General features: G+C 66.2%; 15 protein-coding genes. 3 read left to right on the top strand and 12 right to left on the bottom strand.

Annotated elements, in window-relative coordinates; all coding sequences use genetic code 11:
• Nucleotides 1-337: 337 nt before the first annotated feature.
• The 5 genes from ASF57_RS20615 to ASF57_RS20595 form a co-directional block, all read right to left on the bottom strand.
• On the bottom strand, nucleotides 338-667 hold the full coding sequence (locus ASF57_RS20615; RefSeq protein ID WP_082504241.1) for a hypothetical protein: 330 nt from the start codon (nucleotides 665-667) through the stop codon (nucleotides 338-340).
• A gap of 52 nt (nucleotides 668-719) precedes the next feature.
• Entirely contained in the window at nucleotides 720-2,192 is a 1,473-nt protein-coding gene (gene ppx / locus ASF57_RS20610) for an exopolyphosphatase (RefSeq protein ID WP_056486857.1), read from the bottom strand.
• A 112-nt stretch (nucleotides 2,193-2,304) separates the two neighbouring features.
• Nucleotides 2,305-4,590, bottom strand: coding sequence for an RNA degradosome polyphosphate kinase (locus ASF57_RS20605; protein WP_082504237.1), 2,286 nt, complete (start codon nucleotides 4,588-4,590; stop codon nucleotides 2,305-2,307).
• A gap of 289 nt (nucleotides 4,591-4,879) precedes the next feature.
• The gene (locus ASF57_RS20600; protein WP_056487462.1) at nucleotides 4,880-5,632 is read right to left on the bottom strand and encodes a hypothetical protein; all 753 of its coding nucleotides are present in this window, start codon (nucleotides 5,630-5,632) and stop codon (nucleotides 4,880-4,882) included.
• 6 nt (nucleotides 5,633-5,638) lie between these two features.
• Nucleotides 5,639-6,730: an AI-2E family transporter gene (locus ASF57_RS20595; protein WP_056183147.1), complete on the bottom strand. Its 1,092-nt coding sequence runs from the start codon at nucleotides 6,728-6,730 to the stop codon at nucleotides 5,639-5,641.
• 229 nt (nucleotides 6,731-6,959) lie between these two features.
• Here ASF57_RS20595 and purM point away from each other — a divergent pair, with 229 nt between their 5' ends.
• Nucleotides 6,960-8,027, top strand: a complete 1,068-nt coding sequence (purM, locus tag ASF57_RS20590; RefSeq protein ID WP_056486851.1) for a phosphoribosylformylglycinamidine cyclo-ligase — start codon at nucleotides 6,960-6,962, stop codon at nucleotides 8,025-8,027.
• On the top strand, nucleotides 8,027-8,683 hold the full coding sequence (gene purN, locus ASF57_RS20585) for a phosphoribosylglycinamide formyltransferase (protein WP_056486847.1): 657 nt from the start codon (nucleotides 8,027-8,029) through the stop codon (nucleotides 8,681-8,683). Before purM ends, purN begins: the two co-directional genes overlap by 1 nt.
• A gap of 18 nt (nucleotides 8,684-8,701) precedes the next feature.
• Here purN and ASF57_RS20580 read toward each other — a convergent pair whose 3' ends face one another.
• The 4 genes from ASF57_RS20580 to ASF57_RS20565 all read right to left on the bottom strand — a co-directional run bounded on the left by ASF57_RS20580 (nucleotide 8,702) and on the right by ASF57_RS20565 (nucleotide 15,185).
• Nucleotides 8,702-9,646: an aspartate carbamoyltransferase catalytic subunit gene (locus tag ASF57_RS20580; RefSeq protein ID WP_056183141.1), complete on the bottom strand. Its 945-nt coding sequence runs from the start codon at nucleotides 9,644-9,646 to the stop codon at nucleotides 8,702-8,704.
• 71 nt (nucleotides 9,647-9,717) lie between these two features.
• Entirely contained in the window at nucleotides 9,718-12,702 is a 2,985-nt protein-coding gene (locus tag ASF57_RS20575) for a response regulator (RefSeq protein ID WP_056486844.1), read from the bottom strand.
• 297 nt (nucleotides 12,703-12,999) lie between these two features.
• Nucleotides 13,000-13,770: a potassium channel family protein gene (locus ASF57_RS20570; RefSeq protein WP_056486841.1), complete on the bottom strand. Its 771-nt coding sequence runs from the start codon at nucleotides 13,768-13,770 to the stop codon at nucleotides 13,000-13,002.
• Nucleotides 13,771-13,805: 35 nt separating this feature from the next.
• Entirely contained in the window at nucleotides 13,806-15,185 is a 1,380-nt protein-coding gene (locus ASF57_RS20565; RefSeq protein ID WP_056486839.1) for a pentapeptide repeat-containing protein, read from the bottom strand.
• A gap of 107 nt (nucleotides 15,186-15,292) precedes the next feature.
• On the opposite strand from ASF57_RS20565, the gene ASF57_RS20560 reads away from it, so the two are divergent.
• Nucleotides 15,293-16,342, top strand: coding sequence for an endonuclease/exonuclease/phosphatase family protein (locus ASF57_RS20560; RefSeq protein ID WP_082504233.1), 1,050 nt, complete (start codon nucleotides 15,293-15,295; stop codon nucleotides 16,340-16,342).
• Nucleotides 16,343-16,348: 6 nt separating this feature from the next.
• Here ASF57_RS20560 and ASF57_RS20555 read toward each other — a convergent pair whose 3' ends face one another.
• The 3 genes from ASF57_RS20555 to eno form a co-directional block, all read right to left on the bottom strand.
• Nucleotides 16,349-17,002 (bottom strand): DUF1345 domain-containing protein, encoded by a 654-nt coding sequence (locus ASF57_RS20555; RefSeq protein ID WP_056183128.1) that lies wholly within the window; start codon nucleotides 17,000-17,002, stop codon nucleotides 16,349-16,351.
• Nucleotides 17,003-17,056: 54 nt separating this feature from the next.
• Nucleotides 17,057-17,497 (bottom strand): DUF393 domain-containing protein, encoded by a 441-nt coding sequence (locus tag ASF57_RS25060; protein ID WP_082504231.1) that lies wholly within the window; start codon nucleotides 17,495-17,497, stop codon nucleotides 17,057-17,059.
• Nucleotides 17,498-17,589: 92 nt separating this feature from the next.
• Nucleotides 17,590-18,879, bottom strand: a complete 1,290-nt coding sequence (gene eno, locus ASF57_RS20550) for a phosphopyruvate hydratase (protein ID WP_056183125.1) — start codon at nucleotides 18,877-18,879, stop codon at nucleotides 17,590-17,592.
• Nucleotides 18,880-18,903: the final 24 nt, after the last annotated feature.

The following is an 18,903-nucleotide window of genomic DNA, read 5'->3' as shown; positions in this document are numbered from 1 at the left end:
AGGGATTGTACAGGCTGCTACAACACCCGCAAGAGCTGGGATCAGCGTGGTGTGAGGAAGACTATTCCTTTGAGAAGGTGGTGATCTCGTCGTTCGGATCGATGGGATATCGATCAGTCCAACCGTCAGGCGATGGCCATGTCAATTGATGCGGCCCTGTCCGAAATCACCGTCGTGGCGCCGCGCGTTCCCGGCTCGACGGTGACGGAGAAAGCCACATCGAAGCACTGCCCCAACGGGTTGCGTTGGGGCTAAAGCATCCTGGGCCCAGCCAATGCGATTCCCTCAAGGATCGCATTCGTCTCGCCCCTAATCGCCGCTGGTTCGGACCCGGAGATCAGCAACTCAGGCGACGGCCCTCACGACGACCGAAGACACGGAAGTGAGCGGCGCCGGATTCCATCTGGCCCCGGTTGACCGCTCGGCGGACATCGGGATTGCAGCGAAGATACTCCGCCTCGTCGAAGCCGCTGTCTCGCCGGCCGTAACCCCGTCCACGCTCCCGGTAATCCCCGTCGCGATCACGGTATCCGTCGTCCCGGCCTCGATATCCGTCGTCGCGGCTGCGATAGCCGTCTTCGTATCCACGATAGGGCTGGGCGAGGACAGGGCTGATCGAGCCGAGGACGGTCAGTCCCAGAACCGCTGCTGCACAGAGTGACTTCATGTCCGAGATTCTCCTTGCCGGACGCTAGAAACAGTTCCGCTTGGGATTTGGTTCAATCGGACCCGACGATCCGGCCTTCGAGGCCGAACAGACGGCTGAGGCCGCGCACCCGGTTCAGGATACGGTCGCCCGGCAATGAACCTTGACCGGGCGCGAGTGTCAGGGTCACTCGGCCGTCCTGGACAAGGACCGGGAGCCGCCCGAGGGCGCCCTCCATGCCGGCCGAGAGCGGAAAGGCGAGGCGCAGAAGAGCGCCGAGAAGGCGCGCGCGCTCAAACAGGCGAGGACCTGCCAGATTGCGCAGCATCGGGCTCGCCTTCTCGGGCGCGATCCCCTCATGGCGGAAGTAGATGGCGAGCGCGAGGTAGGCCCGGCCCGGATGGTCGATGCCTACGAAGGCCGCATGCGTGATGACGTTGACGCTCTGCTCTCCGCGGTAGTCTGGATGGGCCCGCCACCCGATGTCGGACAGAAGGCAGCCCGCGTGCCGCAGGCGGCGCTCGTCGGCGGTTTCGGGAGCATCGAGACTTGCGATGAAGCGGTCGCTCCAGCCGATCAGATCGGCAGCATGCCCCGGCGAGCGGGCCCGGAGTGCGTTCAACTCGGCAGCTGCCGCGAGCAACGGGTCGGCCAGGCGTGAATCGCGGTCGAGCTGCTCGTAGAGCAGACCCTCGCGCACACCGCTGGCGGAGACGGCAAGCTCGCGCGGACGTCCGATGCGGATGATTTCCTCCAGCACCACGGCTCCATAGGCAAGCAAGGGGCGGCGCGCTTCTGAGACGCTTTCGACATCCTGGAGCAGGGCCGCGTCGGTGCGCTCCACCACTTCGAGGAAGTTCAATTCGTCGGACGGCTCGACACTGTAGCCGTGCATGACGTGGAGCGGGTATCCGCGGGCCGATTGGTGCAGCCGCGCCAGCGCGCGCCACGTCCCTCCCACGGCGTAGAAGCTACGTCCGCGCAGAGTCTCCAGTTGCGGCGCTGCCTTCTTCAGGTTCTCGCGGACGATCTTGAGCGCCTTCTTCACTGACCCGCCGGAGAGATCCTGCAGCGCGAGGCCCCCGAGCGGCATCGTCACACCCGTACCGACCGTGGCGCCGCGCACATCGACGAGTTCGAGGGAGCCGCCGCCGAGATCGCCAACGACGCCATCGGGGGCGTGGAAGCCCGAGATGACACCGAACGCCGAGAGTTCGGCCTCGCGACGCCCGGAGAGAAGCTCGATGCGCTGGCCGCAGGCGGCTTCCGCGGCGGCCAGGAAGTCGGGTCCGTTCTCGGCATCGCGCGCCGCGGCCGTGGCCAGCACGAAGACCCGGCCGATCTGCATGGTTTCGCAAAGCACGCGGAAGCGCGCGAGGGCGATGAGGGCCCGGCGCACCGCATCCTCATTGAGACGGCCCGTAGTCAGTACGTTGCGGCCGAGGCCGCACAGAACTTTCTCGTTGTAGAGCGGTGTCGGTGCCCGTGTCAGCCCGTCATAGGCGACGAGCCGTACCGAGTTCGAGCCGATGTCGATGATCGCCACCGGCGCGTTGTGACCTCCCGTCCCCTGGAAGGGGGGCCCTCGGACAGGTGTAGGGCGGGCAGGGTCGAGGCCCATGCGGGCTCCTCTGGACAATCCGTCGGCCACGCTGCCGTCAGCCACGCTGCGCGCGTCGGCTCAAAGCGCGCGGGCTCGACTTTTTCGACGACTTGCCGCGCCCGGACAGGCTCGGATTCGTCATGAAGTACTTGTGCGCATTGAACGGCTCCTCCCCTTCGGCAGGTAGGATCCGCTCACTGGCACCCGACGCCAGTACACGCCAGCTCTGGCGGTTGTCGAGGAGGTTGGCCAGCATGATCTGATCGAGGACCTGCTGATGCACGGTCGGATTGGTGATCGGTAACAGGGCCTCGACGCGACGGTCCAGATTCCGGCTCATCAGATCGGCGGACGAGATGTAGACGGTCGCCTTCGGATGGGGCAGCCCGACGCCGTTGCCGAAGCAGTAGATGCGCCCGTGCTCCAGGAAGCGTCCGACGATCGACTTCACCCGGATCGTGTCCGACAGGCCCGGGATGCCGGGCCGCAAGCAGCAGATGCCGCGCACCACGCAGTCGATCTGCACGCCGGCCTGGGAGGCATCGTAGAGCGCGTCGATGATCTGTTGGTCGACCAGCGAGTTGCACTTGATCCAGATCGCCGCCGGGCGCCCCGCCTTGGCGTGGGCCACCTCCGCCTCGATGTTCTCGAGAAGGCGCGGTTTCAGGGTCAGCGGTGAAACCGACATCCGCTCGAGCTCCGCGGGCTCGGCGTAGCCGGTGATGAAATTGAAGATGCGGCTGACATCACGAGCCACTGCTGGGTCGGCGGTGAAGAAGGACAGGTCGGTGTAAATGCGCGCCGTGATCGGGTGATAGTTGCCGGTGCCGACATGGCAGTAGGTCACGAGGCGATCCCCCTCGCGGCGCACCACCATCGACAGCTTGGCGTGGGTCTTCAGCTCGATGAAGCCGAACACCACCTGAGCACCGGCCTTTTCTAGGTTGCGCGCCCAACGGATGTTGGCCTCTTCGTCGAAGCGGGCCTTCAGCTCGACGAGGGCAGTCACCGATTTGCCGAGTTCGGCGGCCTCTGCCAGAGCGGCGACGATCGGTGAATTCGAGGAGGTGCGATAGAGCGTCTGCTTGATCGCCACCACGTTCGGGTCACGAGCCGCCTGAGCCAGGAACTGCACTACCGCGTCGAAGGATTCGTAGGGGTGATGGACGATGAAGTCCTTCTGTCGGATCGCCGCGAAGACGTCGCCTCCGCTCTCGCGAATGCGCTCGGGAAAGCGCGGATTGTAGGACTTGAACTTCAGGTCCGGCCGGTCGATCCCGACGATCTGGGACAGCTCGTTGAGCGCCAGCATACCCTCCACGAAAATTACCGCATCGGTGCTGATCTCCAACTCGTCGGCGACGAAAGCTCGCAGGTCCTCGGGCATGCCGGCCTCGACCTCGAGACGGATGACCACGCCGCGGCGGCGCTGCTTCAGCGCTGTCTCGAAATGCAGGACGAGGTCCTCTGCCTCCTCCTCGATCTCGAGGTCCGAATCGCGGATCACCCGGAAAGCGCCCTGTCCCCGCAGCGAATAGCCCGGGAATAGCCGTCCGGTGAACAGGACGATGACCTGCTCGATGGCGATGAAGCGCGCGGTGGCATCGTTCTCCGCGTCAGGGAGGCGCACGAAGCGGTCGAGCACCGCCGGAAGACGAATGAGAGCCCGCAGGGTCCGGCCATCGCGGGGACGCACCAGCATCAACGCGATGGTGGAGCCGAGATTTGGAATGAACGGGAACGGATGGGCCGGATCGATGGCGAGGGGCGTCAGCACCGGAAAGACGTGGTTGAGGAAGTAGTCTTCCAGCCACGCTTTATGTTCCTGCGTCAGACAGGCGGGCTCCACCAATTCGATGCCGACGCCGAGCAGGTCGCGGCGCAGTTCGCGCCATCGGGTCTGCTGATCGAGGGCGAGGCGCGAGACTTCGGAACCGACACGGGCCAGTTGCTCCGACGGCGTCAGCCCATCCTGCGAGGGCAGCACCAGTCCCGCGCGGACCTGATCATGCAGGCCGGCGACGCGCACCATGAAGAACTCGTCCAGATTGTTGGCCGAGATCGACAGGAAGCGCACCTGCTCCAGCAACGGGTGGTTGGTGTTCGAAGCCTCCTCGAGCACACGGCGATTGAACTGCAGCCACGAGAGTTCGCGGTTGACGAAACGCTCGGGCGAGTGGCGCAGAGCGAGGCCGGCTTCACGCACGGAATCGCGAGCGTCGGAGCCCGGGATTGCCTCGGCGGAGGCCGTCCCTGCCTCAGCAGCCGGCAGATCGAGGTCCGCATCCGGCAATGCCTCCGGGGCGGGCGCCGGCACGACCCGCGTCTCTTTGGGGGCCATCTTCTCCTGAGGTGGTCTGGCTGCCGAAGCGGGGGCGCTTCGCCGAGCAGCAGGGCGGGCCGGTCGCGCGCGGCTCTCGGTGCCCCGCGGGATTTCGGCGTCCGGGATGCCGGTGTCCCGTGCGGTTGCGTCCGAGTCCATGTCGCCCAAGAGTCTTTCTCCTTCGTCGCGGGATCGGCTTCCTAGCATGGGCAAGGCCGCCGTTTTTGACAGTTCAATGACAATCACTGGTGCTGCCAGGAGGGCATCAGGACCGTCGCTCCTGTCGATGAGAGCCGTGTTCTCGCATTCAGATGGGGGCTTCGCTGTCGGCGGCTGGATTGTCGTATGCCTCGTCGTCGTCGGCTTCACCCGCGCCGTAGCCGAGGCGCTCCAGCACGGCCAGGGCCAGGGGCTTGGTGATGCGCCGGCCCCGGCTCAGGGCGTCGCGATCCAGGGCGGTGACGACTTCCCGGGCGCGGCCGAGGGAGCGGTCGATGCGGAGCGCGAGAGCCTCGACGATCGCAAGGTCAACGACGAGTTGGCGGTCTACGAACAGCTTGACCAGAACCGCTCGCAGGAGGGCGTCGTCGGGAGGCAGGATCATGGCGCTGGGCGCAAGGCGCAGCCGTGAGCGCAGATCCGCCGTGGTCAGCCCCAGTGCCTCCACCGAGGTCGCGGAGGTGATCAGGACCGGACAGGCTCTTTCGCGGGCGAGATTGAGCAGGTGGAACAGGGCCGCTTCGTCGCGCGGGCCGGCCCGGTCTATGTCTTCGACCACCAGGGCGCCGTTGGACAGGAAGCGTGGGACCGTCTCCGCAGTGATCTCGGAGGCCTGTGCCGTCCAGGCATGCGAGCGGGTCGCCCAAATCGAGGCGAGATGGCTCTTGCCGCTGCCCGGCGGTCCGGTGAGCAAGCATACGGGGTGGGGCCAGTTCGGCCAGGCCTCGACCAGCGCATAGGCGGCCTCGTTGGCCGGACCGACGAGGAAGTCTTCACGGCCGTAGCGCGGGTCTGCCGGCAGGTCGAAGGCGAGTTGCTTCGGGGGGACGTTTTCGCGGATTGCCATCTAGTGATCGGGTTTGGACAGGAGCGCAGGAGCGTCGGCATAGTAGAGCGGGCTCTGGAGGTAACGCTCCAGGACGAACCGGACCAGAACTCCGATGGAAGCCGCGACAGGGACCGCCAGCAGGAGTCCGAGGAAGCCGAACAGCGAGCCGAAGGCAAGCAGCGCGAACATCAGCCAGACCGGATGCAGGCCAACCGATTCCCCCACCAGCTTCGGCGAGATGATGTTGCCCTCGAGGAACTGACCCACCACGAACACCCCGATGGTGAGGCCGATATGAAGCCAGTCGGAACCCGGCCAGAACTGAGCCAGGGCGACGCCGACGGAGAGAAGGAAGCCGGTCAGCGTCCCCACATACGGGATGAAGGTCAGGAAGCCCGCGATCAGCCCGATCAGGACACCGAAATTCAATCCAACGGCGAACAGGCCGACGGCGTAGAAAGTGCCGAGGATGAGACAGACCAGGGTCTGGCCGCGCACGAAGCCCGTCACCGCCCCGTCGATCTCGCGTCCGAGGCGTCGCACGACTGGACGGTGGCGCGGGGGTACCCAGCCGTCGACGGACGCGACCATGCGGTCCCAGTCAACGAGAAGGTAGAAGGCCACCACCGGGGTCACCACCAGGAGCGACGCGATTGAAATCAGCGCCTGGCTGCCCGACCACAACGATTTCAGGAAGGTCAGGAACCAAGTCCCCCCCTGCCCCACCAGGGTGCCGACCTGCGATTGTAGGTCGCTCAGCACGTCGGCGCCACCGACCCGCTGCAGGAGTGGGCCGGCCCGCTCGGCCAGAATGCCCTGAAGGCGCGAGACCATGCCGGGCAGGGTCGCTACGAGGGCGGAGACCTGGTTGGCGGCAAGCGGCACGACGAGGAGCAGTACGACGACGAGGCCGACCACGAACATCGCCAGGATGAGGAGGGAGGCGGAGAGCCGCCCAAGTCCCAGGCGCTCCAGTCGATCAGCGATCGGATCGAGAAGATAGGCCAGCGCCAGACCGGCCACGAACGGCAGCATCACGTCGGCCAGCAGGTACAGCAGCAGGGCGAGGCCCACGAGGGCCGTCAGCCCGATCATCGCCCTGCCGCGCATCGGCCGTTCCCCGTTCACGTCGTTCCATGCCCAACAGTGGGAACCCGGGGCAACACGGTCAAGGCTGTGGTGCGAAAGGGATGGAAACCTTGTACGCCCCTGAGCGACGCAAGACAGAACACAAGATTGGTATACCAGCGGCACGGCTGTCCTGGGATACGATGGACTCGCGAACCCGCGCGCGAGCGGTTAGAGGTCGCCCAACACGGATTTGCAGAGAGCGGTGCGGATGACCGGCGAGCCCAGTAACGGAATGACCTACGCGGCAGCCGGCGTCGATATCGACGCCGGCAACGCCATGGTCGAGACGATCAAGCCGCTGGTACGTGCTACCCGCCGGCCGGGGGCGGATGCCGAGATCGGCGGCTTCGGTGGCCTGTTCGACCTCAAGGCCGCCGGCTTCAAGGACCCGATTCTTGTGGCGGCCAATGACGGCGTCGGCACCAAGGTGAAGATTGCCATCGAGACCAATCGGCACGACACCATCGGCATCGACCTTGTGGCGATGTGCGTCAACGACATCATCGTGCAGGGTGCCGAACCGCTGTTCTTCCTCGACTATTTCGCAACCGCCAAGCTGGTACCGGGAGTGGGCGCCGACATCGTGCGTGGCATCGCGGCCGGCTGCCGGATTGCCGGCTGCGCCCTGATCGGCGGCGAGACCGCGGAAATGCCGGGTCTCTACGACGGCGCCGACTACGATCTCGCAGGCTTCAGCGTAGGCGCGGCCGAACGCGGAACCCTGCTGCCGCGCGGCAACATCGTTCCGGGCGACGTGGTACTGGGCCTGCCCTCCTCGGGCGTGCATTCCAACGGTTTCTCGCTGGTGCGCCGCATCGTCGAGAAGAGCGGCCTGTCCTACGACGATCCCGCCCCCTTCGAGCCCACCCGGACGCTGGGCGAGGCGCTGCTGGAGCCGACCCAGATCTACGTGAAGCCGCTGCTGGCGGCCCTGCGGACCACGGATGGCATCAAGGCGCTGGCCCACATCACGGGTGGCGGCTTCCCCGACAACCTGCCTCGCGTGCTGCCCGACGGCGTCGGCATCAGCATCGACCTCGACGCGATCATCCCGCCGCCGGTCTTCGGGTGGCTTTCGGAGGTTGGCGGAGTCGCCGAATCCGAGATGCTGCGCACCTTCAACTGCGGCATCGGCATGGTTGTGGTGGTGGCGCCCGAGAGCGTCAGCAGCGTGTCGAAAGCCCTCGACCTCGGCGGCGCCTCCCCGGTCCGCCTTGGCCGGATCACCCCGCGCGGCCCCGAGCCCGTGACCTTCGAAGGCCGGCTCGCCTTCTGATGGTGGCCCTTGCGAAAACCCGCGTCGCGATCCTGATCTCAGGGCGCGGCTCGAACATGGCCTCGCTGATCGCAGCGGCCGAGGCGTCGGATTATCCCGCCGAGATCGTGCTGGTGGCGGCCAACCGCCCCGAGGCACCGGGCCTTGCCTTCGCGGCAGAGCGCGGCATCCCGACCCGTGCCCTCGATCACCGGGCCTACCTGAGCCGGGAGGCCTTCGACGCCGCGCTCCATACCGAATTGAAGGACGCCGGCATCGATCTCGTCTGCCTCGCTGGCTTCATGCGGATCTTCTCCGCCGGCTTCGTCGAGTCCTGGGCGGGTCGGATGATCAACATCCACCCCTCCCTGCTGCCGCTGTTCAAGGGCGTGCACACCCACGATCAGGCGCTGGTCGCCGGTGTCCGCCTTCACGGCTGCACCGTGCATTACGTCGTGCCCGAACTCGATGCCGGTCCGATCATCGCCCAGGCCGCCGTGCCGGTCCGGCCCGGAGACGATGCCGAGACCCTCGCGGCACGCATTCTGGTACAGGAGCATCGGCTCTACCCGCAGGCCCTGGCGCTGGTCGCGGCCGGCCAAGTGAGCCTGGACGGTGACCGGGTGACGTTTTCGGGAGGCGTGCCGGGGACGGACGGGGCGCTACTCAGCCTGTAGCACAGAGCCGTGGGCCGCTTATGCGTTCGGGAGGTGCGTCGCCAGGGCTTCCAGAACCGCCATGCGGACGGCGACGCCCATCTCGACCTGCTCTCGGATCAGCGACTGCGCCCCATCGGCGATCTCAGACGAGATTTCGACGCCCCGGTTCATCGGACCCGGATGCATCACCAGGGCGTCGGGGGCGGCCAGCCGCAGCTTGTCGGCATCGAGCCCGAAATAGCGGAAATACTCCTTCACGGAGGGTACGAACGAGCCGTTCATGCGCTCGCGCTGCAGGCGCAGCATCATGACGATGTCACAGCCCTCCAGGCCCCTGCGCATGTCCGTGAAGACCTCGACGCCGAAGCGCTCGATGCCGGCGGGTAGCAGGGTCGAGGGCCCGATGATGCGCACCCGGGCACCCATCGCCTGGAGCAGGATCAGGTTGGATCGCGCGACGCGGCTGTGCAGGACGTCGCCGCAGATGGCGACCCGAAGGCCCTCGATCCGACCCTTGTTGCGCCGAATGGTCAGGGCATCGAGAAGGGCCTGGGTCGGATGCTCGTGCGCGCCATCCCCGGCATTGACCACGGCACAATCGACCTTGCGGGCGAGGAGATGGACGGCGCCCGCCGCATGGTGGCGCACCACGATGATGTCGGGCCGCATGGCATTCAGGGTAGCGGCGGTGTCGATGAGGGTCTCGCCCTTCTTCACCGAGGACGAGGCCACGGACATGTTCATGACGTCCGCGCCGAGGCGCTTGCCGGCCAGCTCGAACGAACTCTGCGTCCGCGTCGAGGGCTCGAAGAACAGGTTGATTTGGGTGCGGCCCCGCAATGTGGCGCGCTTCTTCTCGACTTGGCGGGAGAGTGCCACCGCCTCCTCCGCCCGATCGAGGAGGATCTCGATATCGGGCCGCGAGAGCCCTTCGATACCGAGCAGGTGCCGGTGGGGGAAACTTTGAGGCGCGGCTGTCATGCTGGGTCCAGGGCTATAGGCCGGGCCGGCAAGGGCGGCAAGGCACGTGAGGCGCCCGGCCGCCCCCGCGCCTACACCCCCGGAGCCACCAGCGGGCGGAGGGATGCTGCGAGGTCGGTGAGGCTCAGACCACCCTTCTGCAAGACGCGGTCGGCGCGTCCTGCGAGGCGGCGCCGATCTTCCGCGGTGATGTCCTTGGCGGTCAGCACCACCACCGGAATGTCGCGCCACTCCGCGCGTTCGCGCAGTGCCCGCAGGAATCCGAAGCCGTCCATCTCCGGCATCATCAGGTCGAGGAGGATGAGGCAGGGCTTCTTGGCCGCCGTTGCCTCGAGTCCCGCGACGCCGTTCTCCGCCGAGGCGACCCGCCAGCCTTCGCGCGTCAGCATCGCCGACAGCCGTTCCCGGGCATCGGGATCGTCGTCGATGATGAGGACCGGTCCCTTGTGCTCGGAGGGTTTGAACCGATCCATCGCGGATTTGAGCTGCGTCCACTCGATCGGTTTCTGCAGATAGTCAGTGGCCCCGAGGGAGAAGGCGAGGTTCTGCTCGTCGAGCACCGTCACCATGATGATCGGTGTCGTGCCGAGTTCTGGATCCGCTCTCAGGGTGCGCAGCACCGACCAGCCATCCATGCGCGGCATCGTCACGTCGAGGAGGATGACGCGAGGCTTCAGTTCGCGGGCCCGCTCGATGCCTTCGCGCCCGTCGCGGGCTGTGGCAACGGTGAAGCCGTCTTTCTGCAAGAAACGCGCGAGAAGGTCGCGGGTCGAGGCGTCGTCATCGATGATGAGGACGTGTCCGCCGGGGATCGGCCGTGCCTCGTGCGTCAGGTGCAGGGCGCCATGGTCGTGCGCGACGGCTGCCTGGGGGCTTGCGGGGACATAGACTGCGGGCACCACCAGGGTGAAGGTGGTGCCGGACCCTTCCTCGCTCTCGACCTCGATCCGGCCGCCCAGCATCTCTGCGAAGGCGCGGGTGATGGCGAGGCCGAGGCCCGTTCCGCCGAAACGCCGGGTGGTCGAAGCGTCAGCCTGGGTGAAGCGCTGGAACAGCTTGGCCTGCTGCTCGGCGTTCATGCCAATGCCCGTGTCGGTGACGCGGAAGTTGAGCCAAGCGGCCTCGTCGCGCGTCATGCGCGAAACCGCCAGCACGATCCGTCCCCCCTCGGTGAACTTTGCGGCGTTGCTCAGGAGGTTGATCAGGCATTGGCGCAGCTTGGTCTGGTCGGTCTGCGCCTCGCCGAGGTCGTCCGCGATTTCGAGGGCGAGGGTGTTGCCCTTCTTCTCGATGAGCGATTCCACCGTGGAGGCGACGTCACGCACAGTCTCCGAGACGGAGAAGGTTTCGGCGTAGACCTCCATGCGCTCGGCCTCGATTTTTGACAGATCGAGCACATCGTTGATCAGGCCCAGAAGGTGGCGGGCATTCGACTCGATTTTGCGCATGTCGGCGAGGAGTCCTTCCTCGCCTAGATCCTCGATTTCCTCCTGCAGCATCTCCGAGTAGCCGATTACCGCGGAGAGCGGGGTGCGCAGTTCGTGACTCATGTTGGCGAGGAACTGGCTCTTGGCACGATTGGCCTCCTCGGCCGCCTCCTTGGCGGCTTCCAGCGCCAGCTCGGCCTCTTTCCGTGCCGTCACATCTGAATGGGTGCCGACCCATTCGCGAATGCTGCCATTTTCCTCCAGGATGGGGACCGCCCGGGCGGACATGATCCGCCAGACGCCGTCGTGACGGCGGATCCGATGTTCGATCTCGTAGGGTGAAAGGCTCTCTACGGCCTGCACCCAGGTCTCGTTGGTGCGGCTCTGATCATCCGGGTGGATGGCCTTCAGCCATCCGGCTCCCGCGGCCTCCTGGGGTGTCTGACCGGTAAAGCGGGTCCATTCGGAGGGCGTCACCTCGAAGCCGCCCTCGGGCGTCGTGGTCCAGACGATGGCGCTCGTGGCCTCGGTAAGAGACCGGAAGCGCTCTTCGCTGTGGCGCATGCGCTCCTCGGAGAGCTTGCGCAGGGTCTCGTCCGAAACCACCAATCCGACGCCGTCGGCCTGGGATTTGCCAGCGCCGGACGAACCGCCCCGCCCCCGCAGGGGATAGAAGCTCATCTGGAAATGGCGCACCCCGCGGGGGGCGCTCGGCGTCGAGACCGCCACGTCGACATTGGTGGTGACGAGGCCCTCGTCGCGGGCGGCCTTGAGCTTCGGAATCAGCTGCTCCTGCAGGGTCGGCACATGGGCCCAGATCGGCGCCCCGAGATCGGCCCCGAAGCCGCGCTCGTTCATGGTGGCGAGCGCCCGGTTCATGTGCTGGATCGTCAGGTCGCGATCGAGGAAGCCGAGCCCGACGGGCGCGTTGGCAAATACGCCGTCGAGGAGAGCCGCCGTGCGCTGCTCGTCGCGCCGGCGCACCAGTGCGAGTCGTCCGAGCAACGCGACGGCACCGAGGGCGGCCGCAATCGAAACCAGGGACAGGACGAGGGAGAGTACCCGGTCCCGTGCCTCGCTCGTCGCCAGGACCGCATTGGCGTGGTTCTGAACCGCCTTCACCGCGGCCCGCACTTCGTCCATCGAGCGCTTGCCCTCGCCCATCCGGGCGAGCCCCACGGCGGCGTCGTAGCCCTGCTCCCGACGCAGCGCGATCACCCGGGCTGCGTAGGCGCGCTTCGTCTCGACGAAGCGGCGCAGGTCGCGGATGTGCTGCGGCCCTTGATCATCCGTTTGCGTGGACAGCGTCTCGATGGCGTTCAACTGACCGTCGATGGTGTCCTGCGCCGCCTGATAAGGCTCGAGATAGGCCTCGTCCCCGAACAGCACGTAGCCCCGCATGCCGGTCTCAAGCTCAACCATGTTCGAGAGCAGGCGCTCGCTCTGGCTGAGGATGGCATGCTGGCGAGCGCCCTGTGCGCGGCTCGCCTCGCCGGCCAGGTAGTTCCCGATTCCAGCTGCGACCGCCAGGCCGATCAGCACCAGGGCGAGCGGCGAGCTGGGTAGACCCGCGAGAAGGCGGGGCTTGCGCCAGGCTCGATCGGGACGCGGAGGCGAGGCATTGCTCATGTGGTGGACTTCATGCGGCGGGTGACCCGGTGGGCGAAGGAACGAACGGACAATCGCGATGGCGCTTTGCTGCCGGTCTGCGTGCCCGGACAGGGTGCCCTCGCAGAGGCCGGAAGCGATGGAGGCGGACTCACGTCAATGAGCCGTGGACATGAGCAAGGGGGGACACGAGCAGGGAGGACATGAGCAAGGAGATTGCATCGACGCTCGCAAACGCGCCGCCGGTCCGTCCGTTCATCGCCAACCTGTCTTTGGTCAACGCGCCTGGTTGCGCAGGCGGCGTGTCCCACCGGATCGTCAGTCGCTGCCCTCGTCGGGAATGGCGAGGCGGGTGCCACAGGCCTTGCAGTGGACGGCATCCGTGTCATGGCGCTGCAGACCACAGGTCGGGCAAGGAAATCGGATTTTGGGCGGCCGGAACAGCACCTGGGCAAGGCGCAGGAACAGGGTCACACCAAAGATTATGACCGCGACCGAGATCAGGCGCCCCGTTGGGCCCGGCAGGGTGATGTCCCCGTATCCGGTAGTCGTCAGCGAGGTCACGGTGAAATAGAGCGCGTCGATGGCATTGCCGATCGCCGGATTGGTGCCGTGCTGGGTCGCGTAGACGATCCCGGTCATCACGAACACGAACACCGCGAGGTTGGTGGCCGCCAGGATCGCGTCCTCGTTGGCGCGGAAGACCGCACTGTCGGCACGCAACCGGTCGAGGAGCTGGTAGGTGCGCAGAAGGCGGAGGGTGCGGAGGATGCGCAGGAAGCCCACGCCCTCGCCAATCACCGGTGCCAGAAACGAGACCAAAGCGGCGATGTCGGCCCAGGTCGAGAGATGCAGGAACTCCCGCGATCGATTCCGGCTGATGGCGAGCCGGGCCAGGAAGTCCAGGAGGACCACGAGGCCGAAGGCGATATCGATCCGCTCGATCCAGGCCTGACGCGGCAGGAACGAGGTCCCCACGACGTAGACCACGGTCGCCGCATCGAAGAGGAGGAGGCCATAGCGGAAGCGATGGGCGCGGCCCGTATCGCCCTCGTAGAGTTCCGCGAGAAGCGCGTTCTGCTGAGCCATCAATGCGAAGTTGCCTGTCGGGGGAAGGAGTGCGCTCAGCGCCGCAGGCGATTGCCGAGCACGAAGCCGAACAGACCCATCAGGATGATGCCAGCCGCGCCCTCGATGCCGACGAGAAGATTGGTGACGCGTCCCACGGGTTTGACGCCGATCTCGGGAGGATTGGCGGTCATCATGTTGAGAGCGCTATAGCTCACCAGGTCCAGAGGGTTGTAGGTCGGCCGGCCGTCGCTGCCCTCGGGAATCAATCCACCGGTCAGACCGTAGAGCGCTGCGAAGACGCCGATGAGGATTACGAAGGCACGGGCAATCCGCGACAGGCTTTCGCCATAGTCGCAAAGCCACTCCACGAAGCGATCCGCGACCCATTGATAACCATGGCGGAGCAGGTCCGGGCCAGAACGCGCGTCCCAGGCTGCCCGCGCCTGAGCGCCCGCATGGAGACGACCCATCCGGCGACCGCGCTTATAGGCCCAGCTTGCCGCGTCCTGGCTGCCGATACTCTTGAAATTCTGCTCGAGCGCCAGATAGCTCGCCTGAGCCGCGGGGTAATCTCGAGCGACCTCCTCGCCCACCGCGCCGCCAAGCTGGTCCACCCGCATCCGGGTGCCGTTGAGCCAGGCGCCGGCGAAGCGCGCGTGGCGCAGGTCGCAGGTGGAGAGGTTGAGGCGTACGAGGCTGGTCTCGGAGAGGTCCGCCTCCGACAGGTTGGCCCCGTCCAACTTCACGCCGGTGAGGTTGGCGCCCCGCAGGCGCGAGCCGGTCAGCTGCGTCTTCTTGAGGCTGGCGCCCTCGAAATCGGCGTAGGTCAGGTTGACGCCCACGAGCTTGACCTCGTCCAGGCGAGCGCTGCGAAAATGGGTGTAGTCGGCGTCGGCCCCGGTGAAATCGGCGCCCCAGAGGTCGGCGCCCTCGAAGTTGGCTCCATCGAGGAGCGCACGACGCAGCTTGGCGAAGCGCATCGCCGCACCGTCGAAACGCGCATCCTCCAGCATCGCATCGTCGAAGTTCGCCTCGCCCCCGGCAATGCCAGTGAAGCGCGCGCCGCTGAGGTCGGCATTGGCGAAGTTCGCCTCCTCCACGGTGGCACCGGTAAAATCGGCGGACCGGCCGAGCACGCCGGCCAGCGTCGCACCTGAGAGGTTCGCTCCGGAGAGATCCACGTCCTCGAGGTGTGCGTCGGTGAGATCCGCTCCAGCCAGGGCCAAGCCGGCCTGCTTGGCGTCCCACCAGGCAGGCGGTTCCGTATCCACACCGAGACGGGCTGCCAACGCCTCGCGTCCGAGGGGGAGTCCCGCAAGGGCACGGGTGTCGTCGCCCGCCGCGAAGGCCGTGCCGGCGAGAGCTGCGATGCGTTCCAGGACCCGGTCGGCACGAGCCTGCGCGGCGGTGATCGGATCCGCCTCAGGGTTCATGGCGGGGCTCCAGACCTGTCGCGTGGGCACCATTCCGGGCCTCGGACGTTTCGAAGTGCTTGGCCACGGCGTGCCGGCGACGGCACGGGGAGCGCGGTGTGGGTGTGATGTGGGTGGAGATCGGCCTGAAGGCCGCCGGGGGGATCCTCGTGGTCGCGACCCTGCTGCCCTTCATTCCCAGCAATTCCGGCTTCATCCGCACCTTCGACTTCCCGCGATTGCAGATTGCGGCCCTGATCGTGGCCGTGATCCTGGGATTGCTGATCGCTGCCCGCGACACTTCGGGTCTCACACTCGTTGCCGCGCTCGCCGCAGCCCTAGCCTACCAACTGGTCTGCATCTACCCGTTCACCCGATTGGTCTCGCCGCAGGCGGCCGCGGCAGAGCCGGAATCCTGCCGCTCGGAGGCGGGCTTCTCGATCATGATCGCGAACGTGCTGGAATCGAACCGCGCCTACGCGTCCCTGCTCGACCTCGTCACCAAGCAGGATCCCGACCTGTTGCTGCTCGTCGAGACCGACGAACTCTGGGCGGAGGCTCTGGAACCCCTGCGGACGCGGTATCCATACGGAGTGGCCCAGCCGCAGCACAACACCTACGGGCTGATGTTCTATTCCAAGCTCGCTTTAGATAACCCGGAGGTGCGTTTCCTGCTGCAGGACGACGTCCCCTCCGTGCGCACCGGTGTGACGCTCCGCTCGGGAGAGCGCTTTACCTTCTTCGGCGTGCATCCCAGGCCGCCTCATCCGGGTCAGAGCAGCGCGCCGCGTGACGCCGAACTCGTGATGGTGGCGCGCGAGGTTGCGGCGGAGGGGGGCCCGGCAGTGGTGGCAGGCGACCTGAACGACGTCGCCTGGTCGAAGACGAACGACCTGTTTCAGCGTATCAGCGGTCTCCTCGATCCGCGGATCGGCCGTGGTCTCTATCCGACCTTCAACGCCAAATGGCCGCTGCTGCGCTGGCCCCTCGACCATGTGTTCTTCAGCGACGATTTTCTCCTCGGCCGGATCGAGCGATTGCCTCATATCCAGTCCGACCACTTTCCAATCCTGATCAGCCTCTGCCGCACGGATCGGGCGCCACGCCTGCAGGATGCCCCGCAAGCCACGGCGCAGGATCACGAGGATGCACAGGAGGCGGTAGAGGCGGCCCGATGATGGGGCTCAACGCTGGGCAACACCGGCCGCCATGTTGATGGCGAGGGCCAGCACGCTGGTATTGAAGATATAGGCGTAGATGGTCTGCACTGTCGCAACACGGCGCATCGCCTTGCTGGTGATATCGGTATCCGATGTCTGCGACGTCGCCCCGATGGTCACGGAGAAATAGAAGAAGTCCCAGAAATCCGGGTTCTCGTCGCCATTGAAGTCGAGTCCGCGGCGCGATGTGTCCGCTTCGGTCCCGTAGTACAGGTGCGCGTAGTGCACCGTGAAGACCACCTGCACGAAGAGCCAAGCGCAGATCATGGTCGCTGCGGCGAGCGCGAGGTGGCTCAAACGATACGCCTCGCTTCCATTGCCGCCGAGTACCAGCATCGCCACGGCGCCGAAGCTCGCGGCGGCCGCCAGAATCGCGAAGAGCGTTACGGTGAGAGCACTGTCGTCCAGGCGCGACGACTCCCTACGCAGCGAGTCCTGCGACTGACGCGCTGCTTTCCCGACGATCAACCCGCAATAGGCGAGAACGCCGAGGCACCAGCCGAGCAGCAGCCGAACCGACAGGTCTGCGAAGGGAAGAATCAACGCGAGGACGAGGGTGAGCCCTACGGAGGCGAGAAGGCGCGGACGGAGCCAGAAGGCCTGAAAGGGATTCAGCATGTGAGGATCGTCTCGACCATTCGCGATTCGATCCTGCTCTCGCGCGGAGATGCCTTATCCGCAAGCCTTGTCTCCGCAAGCCTTGTCTCCGCAAGCCTTGTCACAGCTTGCTCTGCGGCCTGGGAGGAAGCGGGCGATCCACGGTCGCAGCGGTAGGAACAAGCGATAGGCGACCTCGCCGAGGCTGATCAGCCCAGGCAGGCGAGCGAGATGGGCAAGGATACGCCAGCGCGGCAGCACGGCCCAGAGCGCAGCGAAACCTCTCGCTCCCGATGCCAGCGCACCATCCGGGCGGCGGACATGGAAGCGGGCACGGGCTGCGCTTCGGGTCAGGTCGGGACCGAGATCCGCGGGGTCTTCGGCGGCGACGTCGATCCAAGCGACCCGCTCTCCGCCCGGCGAGCGCCGGTAGAGCCGGATCTCAGCAGCGCAAAGAGGACAGGCCCCGTCATAATAGACGGTCAGGGTCGGCGACGATGGCGCGGTCGGAGTCATGCCTTGGAAGATAGGGTGACGAGCCCCCGTGACACGGTCGTGAATCGCTTCGCGACCGTGTCATTGTCCCGCATGGGTCTCTCAGACCGGGTTCAGCGACGGGCCAGCGCCTTCAGGGCATTACGACCGGCATAGAGGGCCTGTGAACCAAGGCCTTCCTCGATGCGGATGAGCTGATTGTACTTGGCCAATCTGTCGGAGCGCGCCAGCGAGCCGGTCTTGATCTGTCCGCAGTTCGTCGCAACCGCGAGGTCAGCGATGGTCGAATCCTCGGTCTCACCGGAGCGATGGGACATCACGGCCGTGTAGCCGGCCCGCTGGGCCATATCGACGGCGGCCAGCGTTTCTGTGAGCGAACCGATCTGGTTCACCTTCACCAAGATCGAGTTGGCCGTCTGCTCGGCGATGCCGCGCGACAGGCGTGTCACGTTGGTGACGAACAGGTCGTCGCCGACCAGCTGGCAACGGTCGCCGACACGCTCGGTGAGAAGCTTCCAGCCCTCCCAATCGTCCTCCGACATACCATCCTCGATCGACAGGATCGGGTAGGCGTCGACGAGCCCCGCCAGATAGGCGACCTGCGCCTCGATATCGCGGGTCTGGCCTTCACCCTCGTAGTGGTAGGCGCCATCCTTGAAGAACTCGGTCGCTGCGCAGTCGAGAGCCAGCACCATGTCGGTGCCGGGCTTGAAACCAGCGGCCTGGATCGATTGCATCACGAAATCGAGAGCGGCCTCGGCCGAGGGCAGGTTCGGGGCAAAACCGCCCTCGTCGCCCACGTTGGTGTTGTGGCCGGCCTTCTTCAATGCACCCTTGAGGGTGTGGAACACCTCAGCACCCATGCGCACGGCTTCGGCAAGCGAGGACGCGCCCACCGGCATGATCATGAATTCCTGGAAGTCGATCGGGTTGTCGGCATGGGCACCGCCGTTGATGATGTTCATCATCGGCACAGGCAGTACCCGGCCCTGGGTTCCACCGATGTAGCGGTAGAGCGGCAGGCCTGCCGTCTCGGCGGCGGCTTTGGCGACAGCGAGTGACACGCCCAGGATTGCGTTGGCGCCGAGGCGGCTCTTGTTGGGCGTGCCGTCGAGCTCGATCATCGCCTCGTCGATGGCGATCTGATCCTCGGCATCCATGCCGCCGATGGCGTCGAGGATGTCCGACTGCACCGCATTGACCGCCTTGCGGACACCCTTGCCGCCGTACCGACCCTTGTCCCCGTCACGCAGTTCCATGGCCTCGTGCGCGCCGGTGGAGGCGCCCGAGGGAACAGCGGCACGCCCGAAGGAGCCGTCTTCGAGCAACACGTCGACCTCGATGGTCGGGTTGCCTCGACTGTCGAGGATCTCACGGGCGGCGATGTTCGTGATCGCGGTCATGGAAGCGCCTTTGCGGACGGTGCG

Origin of the sequence: Methylobacterium sp. Leaf117, assembly GCF_001422985.1 — a bacterium.
Lineage (GTDB): Bacteria > Pseudomonadota > Alphaproteobacteria > Rhizobiales > Beijerinckiaceae > Methylobacterium.
This window is presented reverse-complemented; position numbering and strand designations above follow the sequence as displayed.